Origin of the sequence: Pseudoduganella rivuli (genome assembly GCF_009674485.1) — a bacterium.
GTDB classification, from domain to species: Bacteria; Pseudomonadota; Gammaproteobacteria; order Burkholderiales; family Burkholderiaceae_D; genus Rugamonas; species Rugamonas rivuli_B.
On the sequence record NZ_WKJJ01000001.1, the window covers coordinates 502,408 to 523,121 of the forward strand.

Below are 20,714 nucleotides of genomic sequence, written 5' to 3' on the forward strand. Positions count from 1 at the left end.
AAACCAACTACAACAAGGCAGCTCATGTTCCATAAAATCCTGATCGCCAACCGCGGCGAAATCGCCTGCCGCGTCGCGTCGACGGCGCGCCGCATGGGTATCCGGACCGTCGCGGTCTATTCCGAAGCCGATGCCGGCGCACGCCATGTCGCCATGTGCGACGAAGCCATCCTGGTCGGCCCTGCGCCCGCCCGCGACAGTTACCTGAAAGGTGATGCGATCATCGCCGCCGCGCTGGCCACCGGCGCGCAGGCGATCCACCCCGGCTATGGCTTCCTGTCCGAAAACGAAGCGTTCGCCCAGGCTTGCGCCGACAACGGCCTGGTGTTCATCGGCCCGCCGGCGGCGGCCATGCGCGCGATGGGTTCCAAATCCGCCGCCAAGACCTTGATGGAACAGGCCGACGTGCCGCTGGTGCCCGGCTACCACGGCGAACGCCAGGACAGCGACTTCCTGCGCCAGCAGGCCGACCGCATTGGCTACCCCGTCCTGCTCAAGGCCAGCGCGGGCGGCGGCGGCAAAGGCATGCGCATCGTCGAGCGCAGCGCCGACTTTGCCGACGCGCTGGCGTCGTGCCAGCGCGAAGCCATCAGCAGCTTTGGCGACGACAAGGTGCTGGTGGAAAAATACCTGACCCGGCCGCGCCATATTGAAATCCAGGTGTTCGCCGACACCCTGGGCAACTGTGTCTACCTGTTCGAGCGCGACTGCTCGGTGCAGCGGCGCCACCAGAAAGTCCTGGAAGAAGCGCCGGCGCCCGGCATGACGCCGGAGCGCCGCCGCGCGATGGGCCAGGCCGCCGTCAACGCGGCAAAGGCGGTTGGCTATGTTGGCGCCGGCACGGTGGAATTCATCGCCAACCAGGATGGTTCGTTCTACTTCATGGAAATGAACACCCGCCTGCAAGTCGAGCATCCCGTCACGGAAATGATCACCGGCACCGACCTGGTCGAGTGGCAATTGCGCGTCGCGCACGGTGAGGCGCTGCCGTTGACCCAGCAGCAATTGCATATCGACGGCCATGCGATCGAAGCGCGCATCTATGCGGAAAATCCGGAAAAGGGTTTCCTGCCGGCCATCGGCCAATTGCGTCACCTGCGCGCGCCACAGGCCGTGACGTTCACCCGAGGCGCGGACGGCGCGGCGAACGCCCCGGCCCCGGTGCGTATCGATGCCGGCGTGCGCGAAGGCGATGCGATTTCACCGTTCTACGACCCGATGATCGCCAAGCTGATCGTCTGGGGCCAGGACCGGCGGCAGGCGCTGGCGCGCATGCGCCTGGCGCTGGCCGAATACCAGGTGGTCGGGCTGGCCACCAACGTGGCCTTCCTGCAGCGCCTGCTCGACAGTGATGCATTCTCCAACGCCGACCTCGATACGGGCCTGATCGAACAAAACCGCGACGTGCTGTTCCCGCCGCCACGGCCCGCCGCGCGCGAAGTGCTGGCACTGGCGGTGTGCGCCCTGCTGCATGGCGAGCGCGCGCAAGGCGCCAGTGCGGCGCGCCCGCCGGAGCCATGGCAAGCGGGTAACGGCTGGCGCATGAACAGCGGATTGAACCGCGTGCTTGATTTCACCGACGACAGTGGCTCACGGCGCGTCGTGGCGGGTTATGACGGTGCTGCCTGGACCTTCACGCTCGACAGCGCCACGCAGCCGCTGGCGCTGGCGCCGGGCAAAGCGCCGGCGGCAAACGGCGAACTGGCCGTCAACCTCGACGGGCAGCGCTTGCGCGGCAGCGTGGTGCGCGAGGGAGACATTTTTCACGTGTTCATGAACGGCCGCCACACGGTGCTGGCCTACTCCGATCCGCTGGCCCATTCCGGCCAAGCCGATGTGGAAACCGGCGCCCTGACCGCCCCGATGCCGGGCAAGATCGTTGCGATCCTGGCCGCCGCCGGCGCCAAGGTCGCGAAAGGCACGCCGCTGCTGGTCATGGAAGCCATGAAGATGGAACACACGATTTCGGCGACGCATGACGGCATCGTCGACAAACTGTTGTACGAAGTGGGCGACCAGGTCACCGATGGCGCCCAGTTGCTGACCCTGAGCGCGCTGGAGGATTGACATGACAACCCTGGATGCGAGGCTGGTTTCCGGCTTCGAGCTGTTACGCATTGCTGGCGGCTTTCGCCGCATCCTGAAAACAGAATTGGGCCAGGAACAGCTGTGCGCCCGCTGTAACGAACCGTGGCCAATGGACCCCGAGTTCTTCAGGATATCCAATGGCTGTGTCAGCTACGAGTGCAAGGCTTGTATCCAGGAGCATAAACGGCGGTAGCCGTACCGGGCCCTTACGCCGCTACCCGCGACGCGATGGCGACATAAGCACGGCGCGCGTCGGCGGCGGCCTTGGCGGCAACACTGCCGGCCTCGCTGGCACCGGCGGGCAAGTCAGAGGGGCTCATGGGCGGGCTCACCGCCGGCCCCTGCACCACACCGCCGTGCCCCGCTTCCACCTTGAACGTATCGACCACCTGCAGCAATGCCATCGCCTGTTCGCGCATGCTCTCGGCGGCGGCCGCGGCTTGTTCGACCAGCGCGGCGTTTTGCTGCGTGATGCCGTCCATGCGCACGATATCCTGCGTCACGTGTTCGATGCCGGCGCTCTGCTGCAAGCCGGCATCGGCCATGTCGGCGATGATGGTGTTGACACGCTTGACGCTGTCGACGATCCCGCCCATCGCGGTGCCCGCGCGCGCGGCCAGGCGGCTGCCGTCGTCCACCATCGCCAGCGACGTGGACGTCAGCGCATTGATTTCCCTGGCCGCCGCCGCGCTGCGCTGCGCCAGCACACGCACCTCGGCCGCCACCACGGCAAAGCCCCGCCCCTGCTCGCCGGCGCGCGCCGCTTCAACGGCGGCGTTGAGCGCCAGGATATTGGTCTGGAATGCGATCCCGTCGATCACACCGGTAATGTCGGCGATCTTGCGCGACGACTGGTGTATCGCCGACATGGTCGTCACCACTTCGGCGACGACCGCGCCGCCCTCAACCGCCGCGCGCGACGACGCGCCAGCCAACTGGTTGGCGCGCTGCGCATTTTCCGTGTTGCGCTGGACGGTGGCGGTCAATTCTTCCATCGACGCGGCGGCACGCTCCAGCGCCACCGCCTGCTCCTGGGTCCGGTTAAACAAGTCGCTGTTGCCGTCGGCAATCGCATTCGACGCCGAGCCGATGGTATCGGTGCCGGCGCGCACACGCGTGACGATATCGGCCAGGCTGTCGCGCATGGTTTTCATCGCGCTCATCAGGCTGGCGTTGTCGCCGGGCTTGACGGCAATCTCGCAACCGAGGTCGCCCGCCGCGATGCGGCCGGCAATGGCCACCGCGTGCGACGGCTCGCCGCCCAGTTGACGCAGCAAGCCGCGCGTGATGGCCGTCGCCGCCAGCACACTCAACACGACCGCCAGCACGCCCAGCCCCAGTTGCACCGCGCGGGCGCGCTGGTAAGCGGCGAGCGCCTGGTCCGCGGCGGCCGCGTTGAGTTTTTCCTGCCCCGCGATCAATTCATCGAGCGCCGCCATCCATTTGGCCTGTACCGGCAACAGTTCGTTGACAAAGATTTCATACACCATTTCGTTCTGTCCCATTTCCGCTTCCTGGGCGGCACGGGCGATCACCGGCAATGCCGCCGCATTCAGGCTGCGGATGCGGTTGAACAGGTCCATTTCCCTGGGGCTGGCGCCGGAACGGTTCAGCATCGCGGCCAGCTGGGCGTCGGCCGCCACATAGTCCCTTGCGCGGCGCTTCATGAATTCCTGCTCGTCGCGCACCGCCGACAGCGACCGCAGCAGCGCCATGTCGCGCAGCGAAATCATGCGCGCCGCCACCGAGTCGCGCATGTCACGGGCCAGCTTGGCCTTGACGCCATTGATGGCAGTGATGGCTTCTATCCGGTCCTGCATTCCGGCCAGGCTGGCCGTGCCCAGCGCGGCCTGCACCACCAACATCAACAGCACCAGGCCGAAACCGCAGCCCAGGCGCAGGCCTACCCGCATTTGCATCCATTTCATGATTGTCTCCCTCAATTTTTAAACACTATCAATAGTGCTGTTCAACTTTGCATGAATTTCATGCAAATATCCAATATTTTCTCAATTTATGTTCAATTTGTGGTACTTTTATGCACACATAAAAACATAGTGTCTAATTAAGGAGGCGGTGATGTATTTCAATCTGTCGGATAAACGTGTCATCGTGACGGGCGCGTCGCGCGGCATCGGCCGCGCCATCGCGCGCGCGTTTGCCGCCGAAGGCGCGCGGGTGGCAATCTGCGCCCGTGGCGAGGCGGCGGTCAACGAAACCGGGCGCGAACTGGCCGAACAGGCGGGCGCCGTGATTGCCCGCGCGGTCGACGTGACCGACACGGCCGGCGTCCAGGCATTCGTGGCCGACGTGGCGCAAACCTGGGGCGGCGTCGACATCCTGGTCAACAATGCGGGCCAGGGCCGTGGCGGCAACCTGGAAACGCTGACGCCGGAAGCCATCCTGGAACACGCAAATATCCTGCAAATGGGGCATTTCCGCTTTATCCAGGCGGTGGTGCCGCATATGCGCCGGCAACGCTGGGGCCGCATCATTGAAATCAACGCACTGGCCGGCGTCATCCCGACGCCGGACGGCATCCCTTCCGTCATCAACCGCGCGTCGTGCATCGCGCTGTCGAAGACGCTCGGCATGTCGCTGCCCAAGGACAATATCCTGCTGAACACACTGAACATGGGCTGGATCGACACCGGGCAATGGGAACGCCATTTCCGTGAAATGCCGCCCGGCTGCACACGCGAAGAATTCGATGCGATGGTGCTGAAAGTGGTGCCGCTGGGGCGCTTCGGCAGACCCGAAGACGTGGCCGGCATGGCGCTGTTCCTGTCCAGTGAATACGCCAGCTTCATCAGCGCCGCATCGATCGACATCGCGGGCGGGATGGGCGGGCAGATTGCGTATTACCCGCAATTGAAGAAGGATTTTGCCGAGGCGATCCGCGCACGCGAGGCAGTGTCGCAGTAAGGGCAAGACGGCCGCGCATGCGGCCGTCATGGTTACGCCGGCGGCGGCCCGCCCAACCGCCCCACTGCCCTTGCCGGCGCCAGCACGCGCCGCGCACCCACCCGGTTATGCAACTCGCCGATCCCGGCAATGGTGGCGGCTATGCTGTCCCCCGGCTGCAAGAACCGCCCGTCTTCCAGCCCCACGCCGCAAGTCGACCCGGTAAACACCAGGTCGCCCGGCCGCAGCGCCACCCGCGCATCGAGGTAGTTCAACAGTTCATCGAGCGGGAAGATCATCTGGCGGGTGTTGTCGTGCTGCCGCTGTTCGCCATTGATGGACAGCGAGATATCGAGTGCCGGCTGCCCAGGTCCGCCCAACTCGTCCAGCGTGGCAATCCACGGACCGATGGGCGCCGTGCGGTCGAGCGCTTTTTGCGTGAACAAATCCAGCGAGCCCAGTTGCTTGCCGGCGTCGCGCGCGCTGATATCGTTGCCGATGGTGTAGCCGAGCAGGCAGGCCGACGCCTGCGGCGCGTCGTCCAGCGGCCGCGCCACCACGGCCACCAGCTCCACCTCGTAATCGAGTTGCGCGGTGATGGCCGGATACTGGATTTCCTCGCCGGGATGGACGATCGCGCTGTCCGGCTTGATATAGGCTATCGTATGCGGCGGCGCTTCCTTGCGGCCCAGCCGTGTCAGGTGGGTCAAATAATTCAAGCCCACGCCAAACACGCGTGCGCCGGGATTGACCGGCGCGCGAGCGCGCAGCGCGGACCAGCGCAACGGCTGCGGCGCAAGGTCCAGCGCGGCGGCGTTGCCGCCCGCCGCGGCCGGCGCCCATTGTGCAAACGGCGCGCGCACCTGCAACGCCAGGTCCGATACCGGATCGACCAGCACCCAGAAGCGCTGGCCGCCGGCGTCTCCGGCAAAGGCAAGCTTCATGCCTTGTTGCGCGCGGCGGTTGCGGCCAACGCGGCCAGCCCGGCCGGGTCCAGCACTTCTTCCGGCGTGCGCACGCTCGGGCCCAGGATCGGGCCGACCAGCTCGTGGCCCCACAGGCTGAGTTTTTCCGGATTCACTTCAAAGCCATCGTCATGCCATGGCGACAATTCATGGATGGTTTCAATCGCAAAACCGCCCGGCGAAAAATGGTAGAACGAGATGTGCGGGTCTTGCGCGTGCTGGCCCAGGGTCATTTGCATCGGCAATTCGCGCTTGCGCACGATGTCGTAAGTCTCGCCCACATCGCGCACGCTGGCCACGAACATGCCCATGTGCTGGATGCCTGCGCGGCCCGGTCCATGGCCATAGCCGATGTCATGGCTGGTGTAGGTGTTGAGTTTGGAGCGGTAGAAGCCGGTTTTACCCTTGCCGGCGCCGGCGCCATACCAGTGGAAACCCATGATCACGGTAAGGAAATGATCCAGTTCCTTGCCATATTCCGGCGTGATCAGCACCACGTGCCCGAGGCCGCGCTTGCCGGCCACGAAGCCGCCATGCGGGCGGCCCGGCTGGAACGAGCGCGGCAGCCATTTTTGCGCGTAAAACAGTTCATGCTGGTAGCCGGCCGGGTCGCGGAAGCGGATCAGTTCCTTGACGCCGCGTGTTTCGCACAGCGCCGCGTCGCCCACCGTGACGTCCACGCCATGGTCGCGGAAGCGCTGCACGGCGGCGTGGAATTCCACCTTGCCGCGCGCTTCCCAGCCGATATACTCGATGCGGTCCACCGCGCCGGGCCGGAACGCCAGGCGGTGGCGCCGGTCGTCGGTGCGGAAGTACAGCGCGTCCGGTTCGGACGCCGGCGCGGCGCCGATTTCAAAGCCCATCACATTCGGGCCATAGTCGCGCCACTGTTCAATGCAGGTTGTCTCGAAGCCGAGATAACCGATACCTATAATATCCATGTTAACTCCGATGCTGGTTTGCCAGGCTCACTCGCCCCATCAAATCGCCAATAAGCCGCCATCGATGACGATGTCGGAGCCGGTCAGGAACGACGCCTCGCCGGACGCCACGAACAGCGCCATCGCCACCACTTCTTCCGGCTCGCCCGGGCGGTCCATCAGCACGCCATCGAGCAGCGCCTTACGCGCCTGCGGGTTTTCCAGGAATGGGCGGGTGCCCGGCGTGGCCACGAAGCCCGGGCTGAGCGACACCGCGCGGATGCCGACCGGCGCGCCTTCCACCGCCAGTTGACGGGTAAACGACACCACCGCGCCCTTGGCCGCCGAATGCGCGCCGATGCCGGCCACTCTTGATCCGCCCCATGCCGCGGTGGACGAGATATTGATCACCACGCCGCGCTGCGCGGCCAGATGGCGCCACGCGTACTTGGTGGTAAAGAAAATCAGGTCGACTTCATTGCGCATGGTGTAGCGCCAGTCGTCGATCGTCATCTCGGCCACCGGCGCGAACTTCGCCGCCGACGCGTTGTTGTACAGCACGTCGATGCGGCCATGTTCGGCCGCCGCGCCTTCGACCCAGGCGCGCGCCTGTTCCGGATCGCCCAGGTCGACCGGCGCCACGCCATGCAATCGATAGCCTTCGGCCGCCATCAGTGCCGCGGTTTCCGCGTGGCCTTCGGCCAGCACGTCGCAACCGACCACGGTGGCGCCTTCACGTGCGAAGCGCAGCGCCGCTTCCCTGCCCTGGCCACCGCCGGTGCCGGTGATCAGCACCACCTTGCCTTGAAAACGCTGGCGCACGGCGCCGCTCATGCCGCCACTTCCTCGATCTTCAACGCTTCGGCCGGGCAAGCCACCGCGCCTTCGCGGGCCGATTCTTCCAGGCCGGCCGGCACCAGCTCACTGTCCACATACACCAGGCCGCCTTCATCCAGCTTATAGACTTCCGGGCAAATCGCCGCGCACAGGCCATAGCCGCAGCAGCTGCCGCGATCCACCACCACACGCAATTGAATAGGTGTGCTCATTTTGTCTCCTTTTTCGCCCTCAGGCATGCATAAGTGAACCAATTTTGAACACATTGCAAATTTATGTCAATATATTGGTAGGCATTTTGCGGTTTTTTGAGTCATAATTAAAAAAACTGTTCCACAACACGAGGAGAACCCATGACAAGCGCCCATACCTCCAACGCCGCCGTCGGCGAAGACTTTGCCAAGGTCAGCGCCACCTTCAGCGGCAACGTTGACGACCCGTTTCCGATTTACCGCCAGCATCGCCTGACCAATCCCGTGATCGAAGGCGACATCGTCACGCAGTTCGGTTCCGCCGGCTTCACCGCGGCCAGCAAGCCGCGCCCGGTATATACGCTGTTCAAATACCATGACGTGATGGCGGTGCTGAAAGATCCCAAGAAGTACACCAGCGGTTTCCTGATGGAAGGCGGGATGGCGTCGTTCATGGATGGCTTTGCGCTGACCGCGATGGATGGCGATGTGCACCGCCAGGCGCGCGGCCTGCTGCAGCCGTGCTTCGCCCCGAACGTGCTGAAGGAATGGCGCGCCACCCGCATCGACCCGGTGATCTGCAACGACTTCGTGGCGCCGCTGGTCGCCAGGGGCAGCGCGGAACTGGTGGCCGACATGGCGCTGATGTTCCCGATCCGCGTGATCTACGATTTACTCGGCTTCCCGGCCGACGATGCCGACGGCCTGGCCCGCTTCGCCTCGACCGCGCTGCGCGTGCTGGGCGGCGTGTCGCCGGACCCGGAAGCAAAAAAAGCCGCGATGCTGGCGGCCAAGGAACTGTATGACGATACGCTGAAAGTGGTACAGGCGCGCCGCGCGGCCGGCGCCACCGGCGACGACATGATCAGCCGCCTGATCCGCTCCAGCTTCGAAGGCAATACGCTGTCCGACCACCAGATCACGATGTTCGCGCGCATGCTGCTGCCGGCTGCGGCCGAGACCACCACCCGCAGCTTCGCCACGCTGATGGTGCTGTTGCTGGAACGTCCGGAATTGCTGGAACGCATCCGCGCCGACCGCAGCCTGGTGGGCAAGGCCATCGATGAATCGATCCGCTATGAACCGGTGGCGACGTTCAAGGTGCGCGAAACCGAGGAAGACGTCACGTTCCAGGGCGTCGCCATCGCCAAGGGCTCGCTGCTGTCGCTGTGCGTGGCGTCGGCCAACCGCGACGACGACGTGTTCGAAGATGGCGACACCTTCAACATCGACCGCCCGTCGAAAATGTCGTTCGGCTTCGGTTTTGGCGCCCACATGTGCGTCGGCCTGTTCATTGCCAAGGCGGAAATCGAAGTCGCCCTGAACAGCATGCTGGACATGATGCCGAACCTGGAGTTCGATCCGGCCTACCCGCGGCCCACCATCCGCGGCATCCAGCTGCGCGGTCCGGAAGCGGTGCACGTGCGCTGGAAGGTGTAAGCCGCGGCGAGGCGGCAAATATCCGTATTGGAATGTAATTTTCAATATAGAATGGAGCGATCATTGTTTTCCTGATCGCTCCCATGAAACCAGCTCCCGCCCCGGCCGCACAAACTGAACCGGCGCCAGCCCACGCGGCGACCATCACCATGGTCAAGCCCGTCATCAACGCCCTGCACATCCTGCGCCACCTGGCCAGCGCCGGCGAACCGGCGCGCGCCATCGATATCGCGCGCCTGCTCGGCATTAACCAGAGCACCTGCTTCAATATCCTGCGCACGCTGGTGGCGGAAGACGTGCTGGCGTTCGACCCGCTGTCGAAGACGTATACCGCCAGTATCGGCCTGGTGAACCTGGTCGGACAATTCATCACCCAGGGCCAGCGCCTGGAAGTGGCCAAGCCCCTGATGCGCGAACTGGCGCGCGAATTCGCCGTCACCGTCACCTTGTGGCGACCGATCGGCACCGACCGCATCGTACTGGTCAGTTCGGAAACCAGCCCCACCGACGTCTCGATCGACATGGCCGAAGGCCAACGCCTGCCCTACCTGATGGGCGCCAGCGGCCGTGTCTTCGCCGGCCAGTTGGGCTGGACGGAGCAGCAAATGCGCGCCACGTTCGAGCAAATCCGCTGGTCCGAGCCGCTGACGTTCGACGCTTACTGGCGTGAAGTGCTGGAGGCAAAAAAACGCGGCTACGCCATCGATGACGGCAACTTCGCACGCGGCATCCTGGCCGTTGCCGCGCCGGTGCGGGATGCGAATGGCACGATTGTCTTTACAGTTTCCGGAGTTATGTTCCGAAACCAGTACGACAAGGCCGGGGTCGCGACGGTGGGAAAAGCTTTGAATGCACTGGGAAACAAGCTTTCCACCCTACTTTTCAATACAAATAAGGATAAATAGTTCAAATATTGTCGCAAACCCGGTTAAGTTTATAAACAAATTTTGATTTAGTGTTTACATACGAAGTTGTATCCACTATCATCAAATTTCTCCACGCCAGTGCGTGGCAAACACTTTTCCGAGGATGCGATGAAACTGGAAGACCTCATACTCGTCAGCGTTGACGACCATGTGATTGAACCCCCTAACGCCTTTGCCCGCCACATGCCGGCCAAGTACAAGGGCCGCGAGCCCAAGGTCGTCAGCATCAATGGCCGCGACGTATGGGAATTCGAAGAAAAAGTCACGGGCTACATGGGCCTGAACTCGGTGGTCGGCCGCCCGAAAGAAGAGTACGGCATGGAACCGCTGTCGTATGAGCACATGCGCAAGGGCACCTGGGACATCAGGGCCCGGGTCGACGACATGAACGCCAACGGCGTACTGGGTTCGCTGTGCTTCCCGACCTTCCCCGGCTTTGCCGGCCAGCGTTTCCAGACCGTGCCCGACAAAGGCGCCGCGCTGGCCGCGATCCAGGCGTATAACGACTGGCACCTGCATGACTGGGCCAACGCCGCGCCGGGCCGCTTCATTCCCTTGATGCTGGCGCCATGGTGGGACCCGCAACTGGCCGCCGCGGAAGTCCGCCGCATGGCAACCCAAGGCGTGCACGCGCTGTCGTTCTCGGACAACCCCGCGCTGCAAGGCTTCCCGTCGATCCACAGCGACTACTGGGATCCGGTCTGGAAGGCCTGCTCGGACCACAACGTGGTGATCTGCTGCCACATCGGCACCGGCGCCAAGGCGGCCCACGCATCCGACGAATCGCCGATCGACGCCTGGATCACCTCGATGCCGATCTCGATCGCCAACTCGGCCGCCGACTGGATCTGGGCGCCGATGTGGAAAAAATTCCCCAAGCTGCGCATGGCCCTGTCCGAAGGCGGCATCGGCTGGATTCCTTACCTGCTGGAGCGCGCCAACTTCACGCACCGCCACCACCACGCGTGGACCAATTCGAATTTCGGCGACCTGCAGCCATCCGACATCTTCAACAAGCACATCATCACCTGCTTCATCGAAGATGAATTCGGCCTGCGCAACCTCGATTCCATCAACGCCGACATGGCGACCTGGGAATGTGACTATCCGCACTCGGACTGCACCTGGCCGACCTCGGCGGACGTGTTCCATACCCAGTCGCGCCACCTGAGCGACGACGTGATCAACAAGCTGACCCACCTGAACGCGATGCGCGAATTCTCGTACGATCCGTTCGCCATCCTCGGCCGCGAAAACTGCACGGTCGGCGCGCTGCGCGCCAAGGCCGCGCACGTCAGCATCGAGCCGGCGCTGGGCATGGGCGGCGCGGCGCCGGTGCGCGATCCGAACAAGCCGGTGACGTCGGGCGACATCAACCGCATGTTCGCGCAAGCGGACGCCGGCACGGCGCTGTAAGCCATGCCAGTCGACCAATTCCAGTACAGCCGCATCCCCGATGCGGCCGCGGCCAGCGCCCTGCGCGCCGAAGTCAGGGCGTTCCTGGCCGATGCGCTGCACAACCGGCCGCCGCAACTGCGCGCCCACTCGTGGATGGGCTTCGATCCGGAGTTTTCCCGCAAGCTGGGACAGCGCGGCTGGATCGGGATGGCGGTGCCGCGCGAGTATGGCGGCACCGACGCCGGCGCCTTCGCACGCTACGTGGTGGTCGAAGAATTGCTGGCGGCCGGCGCGCCGGTCTCGGCACACTGGATCGCCGACCGCCAGAGCGCCATGCAACTCTTGAACTACGGCACCGAGGCGCAGAAACAGCGCTACCTGCCGCCGATCTGCCGCGGCGAAAGTTATTTTTGCATCGGCATGAGCGAGCCGAATTCCGGCTCCGACCTGGCGTCCATCAAGACCCGCGCCCGCCGCGACAGCGACGGCAAGCGCTGGATCCTGAACGGGCAGAAACTGTGGACCACCAACGCCCAGCACTCGCATTACATGATCGCGCTGGTGCGTACTTCCGACACCGGCAAGGCGCGCCATGAAGGCATGTCGCAATTCATCGTCGACCTGCGCCTGCCCGGCATCACGGTGCGTCCGATCCGCGACCTGGTCGGCAGCGAACATTTCAATGAAGTGTTCTTCGACGACGTGGTGCTGGAAGCGGACGCGCTGATCGGCGTCGAGGGACAAGGCTGGGAGCAAGTCACGGCCGAACTGGCGTTCGAGCGCAGCGGACCGGAACGTTTCCTCAGCAGCATCGCCCTGGTGCACACGCTGATCGACGCGGTCGGCGCGCAGCCCGATCCGCTGCAGGCGCGTGAAATCGGCCGCATCACGGCACGCCTGATGGCGCTGCGCCAGATGTCGCTGGCGGTCACCGCGCAACTGGCTGCGGGCGCCAACCCGGCGTGGGCAGCATCCTGCGTCAAGGACCTCGGCACATCGCTGGAACAGGAGATCCCGGAAATCGCCCAGTTATTGCTGGAGACCGCGCCCTGTGCGGCCGGCGGCACCGTGCATGCGCAAGTGCTGTCCTACGTGATGCAATCGGCGCCCTCCTTTTCCCTGCGCGGCGGCACGCGCGAAATCCTGCGCGGCATTATCGCGCGCGGACTTGGACTACGATAACTTGGATACCGTTTATCATGCGCGACCTTTTTGATACAACCGTACAGCGCCTGTTCGGCGACCTGGCCACACCGGAACTGGTGATGGCACTGGAGCCGGGCGACTGGCCCGCCGAACTGTGGGACGCCATCGCGGATTCGGGATTCAGCGTGGCCAGTGCGCCGGAAGATGCGGGCGGCGCTGGTTCGGACTGGAACGACCTGTACGTGGTGGTGCGCGCCAGCGGGCGCCACGCCGTGCCCGCACCGCTGCCCGAGGCGCTGCTGGCCAACTGGCTGCTGGGCCGCGCCGGCCTGGACGCCCAAAGCGGCGCAGTGACCTTTGCCGCCAGCGCCACTTTGAAGCTTGACAATGGCACGGTCTCGGGCCAGCTCGACGACGTGCCCTGGGGCCGCCACGCCACCCACGTGGTGGCGCTGGCGGGACGCCAGGTGGTGTTGCTGCGCAACGGCGACGCGGTGTCGGTCTCATTGACGCTGAACATGGCGGGCGAGCCGCGCGACACGCTGAGCTTTGCCGGCGCCGAAGTCCTGGCCAGCGCGCCGCTGCCGGCCAGCCTGCCGGACGATATCTTGCTGCTGGGCGGCGCCATGCTGCGCGCGGCGCAACTGGCGGGCGCGCTGCAGGCGGTACTGGACATGACGGTGCGCTACGCAGGCGAACGTTCGCAGTTCGGCCGCCCCATTTCCGGCTTCCAGGCCATCCAGCACCGCCTCGCGGTGCTGGCGGAACACACGGCCGCCGCCATGGTGGCGTCCGAAGCGGCGTTCGCGGAATCCGGCGAGACGCTGGACCGGCTGGCCATCATGGCCGCCAAAGTCACCGCATCCGAGGCCGCCGGCATCGCCGCCGATACCGCCCATGCTGTTCACGGCGCGATCGGCATCACGGAAGAACATGCGCTGCACCTGCTGACCCAGCGGCTGTGGTCATGGCGCAGCGAATTTGGCTCCGCCACCTACTGGGCGCAAGCAATCGGCCGCCTCGCCTGTGCCGGCGGCGCACAGCAATATTGGCCAACCATTACCAGGGACGCGGCATGAAACCATTCCTCCAATGTGAACGCGACGGCGGCGTGCTGACCGTCCGCATGGACCGGGCCGAGTCGCGCAATGCGCTGACCGATCCGCTGCAAATGCAGGAGTTCGTCGACCTGTGCACGCAAATCAAACGTGACCGCTCGGTGAAAGTCGTGGTCCTGACCGGCAACGGCAGCGCCTTTTGTGCCGGCGGCAACGTCAAGGACATGCGCGAACGGGGCGGCATCTTCGCCGGTTCGCCGTACGAAGTGCGGGAAAGCTACCGCGGGGGCATCCAGACCATTCCACTGGCGCTGTACGAACTGGACGTGCCGGTGGTCGCCGCCGTCAACGGTCCGGCCATCGGCGCCGGGCTGGACCTGGCCTGCATGTGCGATATCCGCATCGCGTCGGACAACGCGCTGTTCGCGGAAAGCTTCGTCCGGCTCGGCATCGTGCCGGGCGACGGCGGCGCCTGGCTGCTGCCGCGCATCGTCGGCATGCCGCGCGCCAGCCTGATGGCGTTTACCGGCGACACCATCGATGCGGCGAAGGCGCTGGCCTGGGACCTGGTGGCGGACGTGGTGCCCGCTGACCAGCTAGACGCCGAAGCGCAGGCCCTGGCGCAGCGCATCGCCGCCAACCCGGCGCATGCACTGCGGCTGACCAAGCGGCTGCTGCGCGAAGGCCAGCACATGCGCCTCGATTCACTGCTGGAACTGTCGGCCGCATTCCAGGCGCTGGCGCACCATACCGAAGACCACCACGAGGCTGTCAACGCATTCCTTGAGAAGCGCACAGCCCAATACACTGGCAAGTAACAAGGAATCCTATGCGTAACGTTTTCCGTGAAGACCATGAAGCTTTCCGCGAGCAGGTGCGGCGCTTCATCGACAAAGAAATCGTCCCCTTCCACGCCGAATGGGAACACGCGGGCATCGTGCCGCGTGAACTGTGGCGCAAGGCCGGCGAGCACGGCTTGCTGTGCGTGACGGTGGCCGAGGAATATGGCGGCGCCGGCGGCGACTACGGCCACTCGGCCGTGCTGATCGAAGAACTGGCGCGCGCCAACGCCACCGCCGTCGGCTTTACCACCCACTCCGAGATCGTCGCCAACTACATCGTCGCCTATGGCAGCGAAGAGCAGAAACAGCGCTGGCTGCCCAAGATGGTCAGCGGAGAAATCATCGCCGTGATCGCGATGACGGAACCGGGCGCCGGCAGCGACCTGCGCTCGATCCGCACCAGCGCACGGCGTGACGGCGACGACTACGTGATTGCCGGCCAAAAAACCTTCATCACCAATGGCGGCAATGCCGACCTGGCGGTAACGGTGGCCAAGATGGACCCGGCCGGGAAGAACCTGACCCTGTTCTGCGTCGAGACCGACCGTCCCGGTTTTGGCAAGGGCAAGCTGCTGGAAAAAATCGGCCTCAAGGGCCAGGACACGTCGGAACTGTATTTCGACGACGTGCGGATCCCCGCCGCCAACCGCCTGGGCCTGGAAAACGAAGGGTTTAATTACCTGACCCACCAGTTGGCCTGGGAACGCCTGATCATCGCGCTGCGCGCGGCCGCCTCGGTGCACGCGCTGCTGGAGGAAACCATCACGTATACGCGTGAACGCAAGGTGTTCGGCAAGCCGTTGATCGACTTCCAGAACACCCGCTTCAAGCTGGCCGAAGTGAAAGCACAAGCCACCATGCTGCGCGCCTTTGTCGACGATTGCCTGGCGCTGGTGCTGCGCGGCGAACTGACGCCCGAAGTCGCGGCCATGGCAAAACTCAATGGCTCCGAAATGCAGGGCAAGCTGCTGGACGAACTGCTGCAACTGCACGGCGGCTACGGCTTCATGAGCGAATACAAGATCAGCCGCGCCTGGGTCGACGCGCGCGTGGCCCGCATCTATGGCGGCACGTCTGAAATCATGAAGGAAATCATCGGACGCAGCCTGTAAAGACAAAAGGAGATACCCATGAAAGCAGCAGTCATCACCGAACGGGGCGCGGCCCCGGTCGTGCAAGACTTTCCCGCGCCGGCCGCGCAGGATGGCGCGGTCCTGATCGCGGTCGAGACGGCGGGCCTGGGCGGCTGGGACGTGCTGGGCGCGTACCGCCTCGGGGTGCAATATCCGTGCGTGATCCGCGGCGAAGGCGTGGGCCGCGCACCGGACGGGCGCCGCGTATACTTTGGCGAACGTTCGGTACTGCCGTATGGCGCGTTCGCGGAAACCACCCTGGTGCCGGCCGAGGAAGTATGGGACGTGCCGGACCACGTGGACGACAAGACCGCGATTACCATGGGCATCGCCGCCACCGGCGCGCTGGTGCCGCTGGAACAGGCCAATATCCAGCCGGGCGAGAACGTACTGATCCTGGGCGCCACCGGCACCCTGGGCCAGGTCGCGCTGCAGTTGGCGCGGCTGCTGGGCGCGGGCCGCGTGGTGGCGGCGGCGCGTTCCGCGTCGGCCCTGCAGCGTTTGAAGGAACGCGGTATCGCCGATGACACCGTGGCGCTGGGCGGCGAGGATGACGTGGCGGCGCTGAAGGCGGCCTCCAACGGCGGCTACGACGTGGTGCTGGACCTGGTCTGCGGCCAGCCCATGCTCAACGCACTGAAGGCGACCCGCTGGGGCGCCCGCATCATGACCATCGGCACCGGCGCCGGCCGCCAGGTCAACCTCGACATCGCCGACCTGCTGTTCCGCACGCTGTCCTGCATCGGCACCGGCCAGCGCCCGCCGGCCGTCCGGCGCGCCATCTGGGAACGTCTGCTGCGCATGGCGCGCGAGCACCGTATCGAAGTGGACTACGCCGATTACACGCTAGACCAGGCGCCCGCAGCGTGGGCCGCGCAGCAGGCCGGTCCGCACGCCAAGATCACCGCCACCATCCGCGGCTGAGCCATGACCAGCCACGTGATGACGCAAGGCGCCTGGTGGGCGGTCGCGCTGCGCGAACAGGTACCGGTGGAAAAAACCCTGGCGGTGGTTTGCGAGGGCATGGACATCGTACTGTTCAGGGATGCCCGGGGCGCCGTGCATGCGCTGGAAGACCGCTGCCCGCACCGCCGGGTGCTGCTGTCGGACGGCGTGGTGCTGCCGGGCGGATTGCAATGCCCGTATCATGGCTGGACTTTCGACGGCGCCAGCGGCCGCTGCACCGACATTCCCAACTTGCGGCGCGACGAAACGATCCCCGCCAAGTACAAGGCGCAAGCCTTTCCGGTCGAGGAATTGAACGGCTTCATACACGTCTGGCTGGGTCCCGGCGAACCCGCCGGTGCCCTGCCATCGGCGGACTATCTGCCGGGGCAGCGGGAACGATTCGGCCATGCCGTGGTGGCCATCTCGCGCCGGCACTACCTGGACATCATGCTGGATGGACCGCAACACCTGCTGGCGTTTCCCGGGGTGCAGATCACCGACTTTTTCATGGGCGATGCGCGCCGCGAGCACGGCCACCTGGTGCTGGACCGGGGCGCCATCTGGCGCGGCCGGGGCCCCGGCCCCGCGTTCGTGCGCGACCATCCGCTGGTGCTGCGCACCCGGGTTCCGCAGGCGGCTGGCGCCATCACGGTGGAACTGCTCACCGCGCAGGAATTGCCGCTGGTGACGGTGCGGATCGCCGCCAGCAGCCACCGGCGCGGCACCATCGCCATATGCTGGCGCGGCTACTGCCACGCCGGCGCCTCGGTGCAAGAGCCATGGCGCGTGCGGCTGCGGCGCGCCATCTGCCCCTACGTGCGCGCTCCATTCACGGTGCATACGCAGATTGACGGCGCCGCCATTGCCGCGTTGCCGGTGGCGCCATCGCTGGAACGCCGGCGCGGCGGCATTGCTGGTTTGAGCGGCATGGGCGCAGGCGACCTGCACGCGGACAGCCCCGCTTGCCAGGCAAGGTGACACGCATGAGCAACATCGAACAAGCACTGCCGGTGCAGCCTGCCGCGCCGGGCGCGGGCGACTGGATTCCCACCAACCTCGACTTGCGCGACACCTGGTTCCCGGTGGCCTACAGCGCCGACGTCGGCAGCGTGCCGATCCGGCGCGTCATGCATGCCCAGTTCATTTACCTGTGGCGCGAAGGCAGCCGCCTGCATGCGACGGAATTCCGCCCTGAACAGTTGGCGCGCCTGCGCCACAGCGCCACCCTGTTTACCGGCGGCAGCGGCTGCTATCCCGTGATCGAACGCTATGGCTATGTGTGGGCCTGGTATGGCCACACCGACAACGCGCACGAAGAATTGATCCCGGCCATCCCGTTCCTGCCGGCCGACGGCAGCGGCATTCCGCGCTATACCCAGCGCGCCGTGCGGTTCGATGCCGCCACCGCATTGTCGGTGGAAAACCTGATCGACCTGACGCACGCGGACTTCCTGCACGCGAATACCATCGGCGACGGCAAGTCCGAGAGCGACGTGGTGGAATTCAGCTCGACTTCGGAAACCCTGACCCGCACCCGCATCGTCACGAAAAAATCCGTGGCGCCGGTGATGCGCTGGATCGGCGGCGTACGCGCGCAATACCAGGATTTCCGCGCGGTGCTGCATGTCCACCTGCGCAACAGCGTGTGCATTTCGTATCCGCGCTTTACACCCGGTTACGCGATCCCGAACGTGCAGCCGTTCGTCCCGGTGGGAAAGCACCGCTCGCGCGTGGACCAGACCAATTACTCGGTCAATGCGCCGGCGCCGTTCCGCTGGCTGATTCCGCGCATTTCGTATGTGATCCAGCCGCAGGACAATTCCGTGCTGCGCGCACAAAACGCGCGCTATTTCGAGCACGGCGAGCGGCGCGACCTCAGCTCACGCTTCGACGCGCCGGGCAACCGCTACCGGGTATTGATGCAGCGCCTGGCCGAGCGGCAACGCCAGGGCGATTACAGTTACGGCGCCGATGCCGATCCGCGCGCCGATATCGCCGCGCTGCTGGGCATGCGGTGAGCGTGCGCGGCATTGCCGTGATGCTGGCCGGCCTGGCCATCGTCGGGCCGTTTTCCATCAATACCTACCTGCCCTCGTTCGGTGACATGGAGACGGCGCTGGGCGCCAGCCGCGTCGCGTTGCAGCAGACCGTCTCGATTTACTTCGCCTCATTTGCCTTCATGGCACTGTGGCACGGCGCCATCTCCGACAGCTTCGGCCGCCGCCGCGTGGTGCTGGCCGGGCTGGCCGTGTATGCGGCGGCGTCGCTGCTGGCGGCGTTTGCCACGCGCGTCGAGCAGTTGTGGGTATTGCGCGCGTTCCAGGGCTTTTCCGCCGGGGCCGGCATCGTGGTCGGGCGCGCCGTGGTGCGCGACCTGCATGAAGGCCCTCTGGCGCAGCGGCTGATGTCACAGGTGGTCCTGATGTACGGCCTGGCGCCGGCGGTGGCGCCGCTGATCGGCGGCGCGCTGCAAGTGGCGTTTGGCTGGCGTTCCGTGTTTGCCTTCCTGGCGCTGCTGGGCGCCGCACTGCTTGCCATCACCTTTGTACGGCTGCCGGAAACCCTGCCGGCGGCGCAGCGCCAGCCTTTCAACGCGCGCGCGCTGGCGGCCGGCTACCTGGAGGTGCTGGGCAACCGGCGCTTCATGGCATGGTCCCTGTCCTACGCGGTCATGTTCGGCGGCTTCTTTATCTATGTCCTGTCGGCGCCGGTGTTCCTGATGCGCCACCTGCACCTCAGTGAAACCGCCTTCCTGTGGATGTTCGGCCCGGCGACAGCGGGCCTGATGCTGGGCTCCACCCTGGCCGGCCGGATCGCCACCCGCTTGAGCACGCGCGCCACGCTAGGCCGCGCCTTTGCCATCATGGCGGCGGCCAATTTGTATAACGTCGGCATTTGCCTGGCGGCGCCTTCCGGTGTGGCCTGGTATGTGGCCTACCTGCTGGTCTTTAATTTCGGCATGGCGCTGGCGGTACCGGCCATGACCATGCGCGGTCTCGATTGCGTTCCCCTACGGCGCGGCATGGGCTCGTCGGTGCAACTGTTCGTGCAAACCGGCTTCAATGCGCTGATCGCGGCCGTGCTGGCGCCTCTGATGTGGGATTCGCCGCTGTCGCTGGCGACGGCCGCCGCCTGCCTGTGCGTGTGCGCAGGCATCGGTACCATCGCGGCGGCGGCAGGGGCTAAAAAGCTTGCGACAGCGGGCGCACCACAATCTCGTTGACCGCGACGTGCGCCGGCTGGCCGATCGCGTACAGCACCGCGTCGGCAATCGCCTCGGCCGGCATTGCGCCTTCATACAGCGTCTTGACGCGCTCCTTGAATGCCGCATGCGTCACGCTGTCGACCAGTTCGGAAGCCACCAGCCCGGGGCAGATCGAGGTGACCCGCACTTTGCCGGTGCACTCCTGGCGCAGGCCGTCGCTGATGGCGCGCACAGCGAACTTGGTGCCGGAATAGACAGCGCCCCCAGGACCGACAGCCAGCCCCGCCACCGATGAAATATTGATGACGTGGCCCGAACCCTGCGCCAGCATATCGCCCAGTACCGCGTGTATGCCGTACAGCACGCCCTTGATATTCACGTCGATCATGCGGTCCCAGTCGTCAACGCAGCCTTGCGCCAGCAGCGAAACCGGCATGATGCCGGCGTTATTGACCAGCACGTCGATGCGGCCATAGCGGGCCCGCGCCGCCGCCGCCAACGCCTGCACCTGATCGACACGGGTCACGTCGGTGGCGGCCCACAGCACGCGGTCGCCGCCGCCGATCTCGGCTGCCAGGCTGGCCAGCCGCTCTTCCCGCCGCGCCGCCAGCACCAGCCTGGCGCCCCGCCGCGCCAGAAGGCGCGCGCATGCTGCTCCGATGCCGCTGCTGGCGCCGGTAATCATGATGACTTTGTCCTGGATCGTATCCATT

20 protein-coding genes are annotated in these 20,714 nt (G+C 65.4%); 14 read left to right on the forward strand and 6 right to left on the reverse strand.

Going from position 1 to position 20,714, the window contains the following annotated elements; genetic code table 11:
* Positions 1 to 24 precede the first annotated feature (24 nt).
* Both GJ700_RS02035 and GJ700_RS02040 read left to right on the forward strand, forming a co-directional pair.
* Complete coding sequence (locus GJ700_RS02035) at positions 25 to 2,067, forward strand: acetyl-CoA carboxylase biotin carboxylase subunit (protein WP_154370969.1); 2,043 nt, start codon at positions 25 to 27, stop codon at positions 2,065 to 2,067.
* 1 nt (position 2,068) lies between these two features.
* Positions 2,069 to 2,281: a hypothetical protein gene (locus tag GJ700_RS02040; protein ID WP_154370970.1), complete on the forward strand. Its 213-nt coding sequence runs from the start codon at positions 2,069 to 2,071 to the stop codon at positions 2,279 to 2,281.
* A 13-nt stretch (positions 2,282 to 2,294) separates the two neighbouring features.
* Here the strand turns inward: GJ700_RS02040 and GJ700_RS02045 are convergent, their stop codons facing one another.
* A complete protein-coding gene (locus GJ700_RS02045) occupies positions 2,295 to 4,016 on the reverse strand; it encodes a methyl-accepting chemotaxis protein (protein WP_154370971.1) in 1,722 nt (573 codons plus the stop codon).
* A gap of 151 nt (positions 4,017 to 4,167) precedes the next feature.
* Here GJ700_RS02045 and GJ700_RS02050 point away from each other — a divergent pair, with 151 nt between their 5' ends.
* On the forward strand, positions 4,168 to 5,013 hold the full coding sequence (locus GJ700_RS02050) for an SDR family oxidoreductase (RefSeq protein WP_154370972.1): 846 nt from the start codon (positions 4,168 to 4,170) through the stop codon (positions 5,011 to 5,013).
* A gap of 32 nt (positions 5,014 to 5,045) precedes the next feature.
* Here GJ700_RS02050 and GJ700_RS02055 read toward each other — a convergent pair whose 3' ends face one another.
* From GJ700_RS02055 to GJ700_RS02070, 4 genes are read right to left on the reverse strand one after another with little or no spacing between them, the layout of a single operon-like run.
* Positions 5,046 to 5,936, reverse strand: coding sequence for a fumarylacetoacetate hydrolase family protein (locus GJ700_RS02055; protein ID WP_154370973.1), 891 nt, complete (start codon positions 5,934 to 5,936; stop codon positions 5,046 to 5,048).
* Positions 5,933 to 6,898: a VOC family protein gene (locus GJ700_RS02060; protein WP_154370974.1), complete on the reverse strand. Its 966-nt coding sequence runs from the start codon at positions 6,896 to 6,898 to the stop codon at positions 5,933 to 5,935. The genes GJ700_RS02055 and GJ700_RS02060 overlap by 4 nt, the downstream gene beginning before the upstream one ends.
* Positions 6,899 to 6,937: 39 nt before the next feature.
* Entirely contained in the window at positions 6,938 to 7,711 is a 774-nt protein-coding gene (locus GJ700_RS02065) for an SDR family NAD(P)-dependent oxidoreductase (RefSeq protein WP_154370975.1), read from the reverse strand.
* On the reverse strand, positions 7,708 to 7,926 hold the full coding sequence (locus tag GJ700_RS02070) for a ferredoxin (protein WP_154370976.1): 219 nt from the start codon (positions 7,924 to 7,926) through the stop codon (positions 7,708 to 7,710). The genes GJ700_RS02065 and GJ700_RS02070 overlap by 4 nt, the downstream gene beginning before the upstream one ends.
* Positions 7,927 to 8,067: 141 nt before the next feature.
* On the opposite strand from GJ700_RS02070, the gene GJ700_RS02075 reads away from it, so the two are divergent.
* The 11 genes from GJ700_RS02075 (at position 8,068) to GJ700_RS02125 (ending at position 20,019) form a co-directional block, all read left to right on the forward strand.
* Positions 8,068 to 9,345 carry a cytochrome P450 gene (locus GJ700_RS02075; RefSeq protein ID WP_154370977.1) on the forward strand — a complete coding sequence of 426 codons (1,278 nt, stop codon included), beginning with the start codon at positions 8,068 to 8,070 and terminating at the stop codon, positions 9,343 to 9,345.
* Positions 9,346 to 9,428: 83 nt separating this feature from the next.
* A complete protein-coding gene (locus tag GJ700_RS02080; RefSeq protein ID WP_154370978.1) occupies positions 9,429 to 10,250 on the forward strand; it encodes an IclR family transcriptional regulator in 822 nt (273 codons plus the stop codon).
* Between the two features lie 129 nt (positions 10,251 to 10,379).
* Entirely contained in the window at positions 10,380 to 11,687 is a 1,308-nt protein-coding gene (locus tag GJ700_RS02085) for an amidohydrolase family protein (RefSeq protein WP_154370979.1), read from the forward strand.
* A 3-nt stretch (positions 11,688 to 11,690) separates the two neighbouring features.
* Positions 11,691 to 12,851: an acyl-CoA dehydrogenase family protein gene (locus GJ700_RS02090; protein WP_154370980.1), complete on the forward strand. Its 1,161-nt coding sequence runs from the start codon at positions 11,691 to 11,693 to the stop codon at positions 12,849 to 12,851.
* A gap of 17 nt (positions 12,852 to 12,868) precedes the next feature.
* Positions 12,869 to 13,894 (forward strand): acyl-CoA dehydrogenase family protein, encoded by a 1,026-nt coding sequence (locus GJ700_RS02095; protein WP_154370981.1) that lies wholly within the window; start codon positions 12,869 to 12,871, stop codon positions 13,892 to 13,894.
* A complete protein-coding gene (locus GJ700_RS02100; protein WP_154370982.1) occupies positions 13,891 to 14,691 on the forward strand; it encodes a crotonase/enoyl-CoA hydratase family protein in 801 nt (266 codons plus the stop codon). Before GJ700_RS02095 ends, GJ700_RS02100 begins: the two co-directional genes overlap by 4 nt.
* A gap of 11 nt (positions 14,692 to 14,702) precedes the next feature.
* Positions 14,703 to 15,827, forward strand: coding sequence for an acyl-CoA dehydrogenase family protein (locus GJ700_RS02105; protein ID WP_154370983.1), 1,125 nt, complete (start codon positions 14,703 to 14,705; stop codon positions 15,825 to 15,827).
* 18 nt (positions 15,828 to 15,845) lie between these two features.
* Complete coding sequence (locus GJ700_RS02110) at positions 15,846 to 16,772, forward strand: quinone oxidoreductase family protein (protein WP_154370984.1); 927 nt, start codon at positions 15,846 to 15,848, stop codon at positions 16,770 to 16,772.
* 3 nt (positions 16,773 to 16,775) lie between these two features.
* A complete protein-coding gene (locus tag GJ700_RS02115; RefSeq protein WP_229506738.1) occupies positions 16,776 to 17,774 on the forward strand; it encodes a Rieske 2Fe-2S domain-containing protein in 999 nt (332 codons plus the stop codon).
* A gap of 5 nt (positions 17,775 to 17,779) precedes the next feature.
* Complete coding sequence (locus tag GJ700_RS02120) at positions 17,780 to 18,814, forward strand: aromatic ring-hydroxylating dioxygenase subunit alpha (RefSeq protein WP_154370985.1); 1,035 nt, start codon at positions 17,780 to 17,782, stop codon at positions 18,812 to 18,814.
* Between the two features lie 2 nt (positions 18,815 to 18,816).
* Complete coding sequence (locus tag GJ700_RS02125; RefSeq protein WP_371867787.1) at positions 18,817 to 20,019, forward strand: multidrug effflux MFS transporter; 1,203 nt, start codon at positions 18,817 to 18,819, stop codon at positions 20,017 to 20,019.
* Here GJ700_RS02125 and GJ700_RS02130 read toward each other — a convergent pair.
* Positions 19,979 to 20,713 (reverse strand): SDR family oxidoreductase, encoded by a 735-nt coding sequence (locus tag GJ700_RS02130; protein WP_154370986.1) that lies wholly within the window; start codon positions 20,711 to 20,713, stop codon positions 19,979 to 19,981. The genes GJ700_RS02125 and GJ700_RS02130 overlap by 41 nt on opposite strands.
* Position 20,714 lies beyond the last annotated feature (1 nt).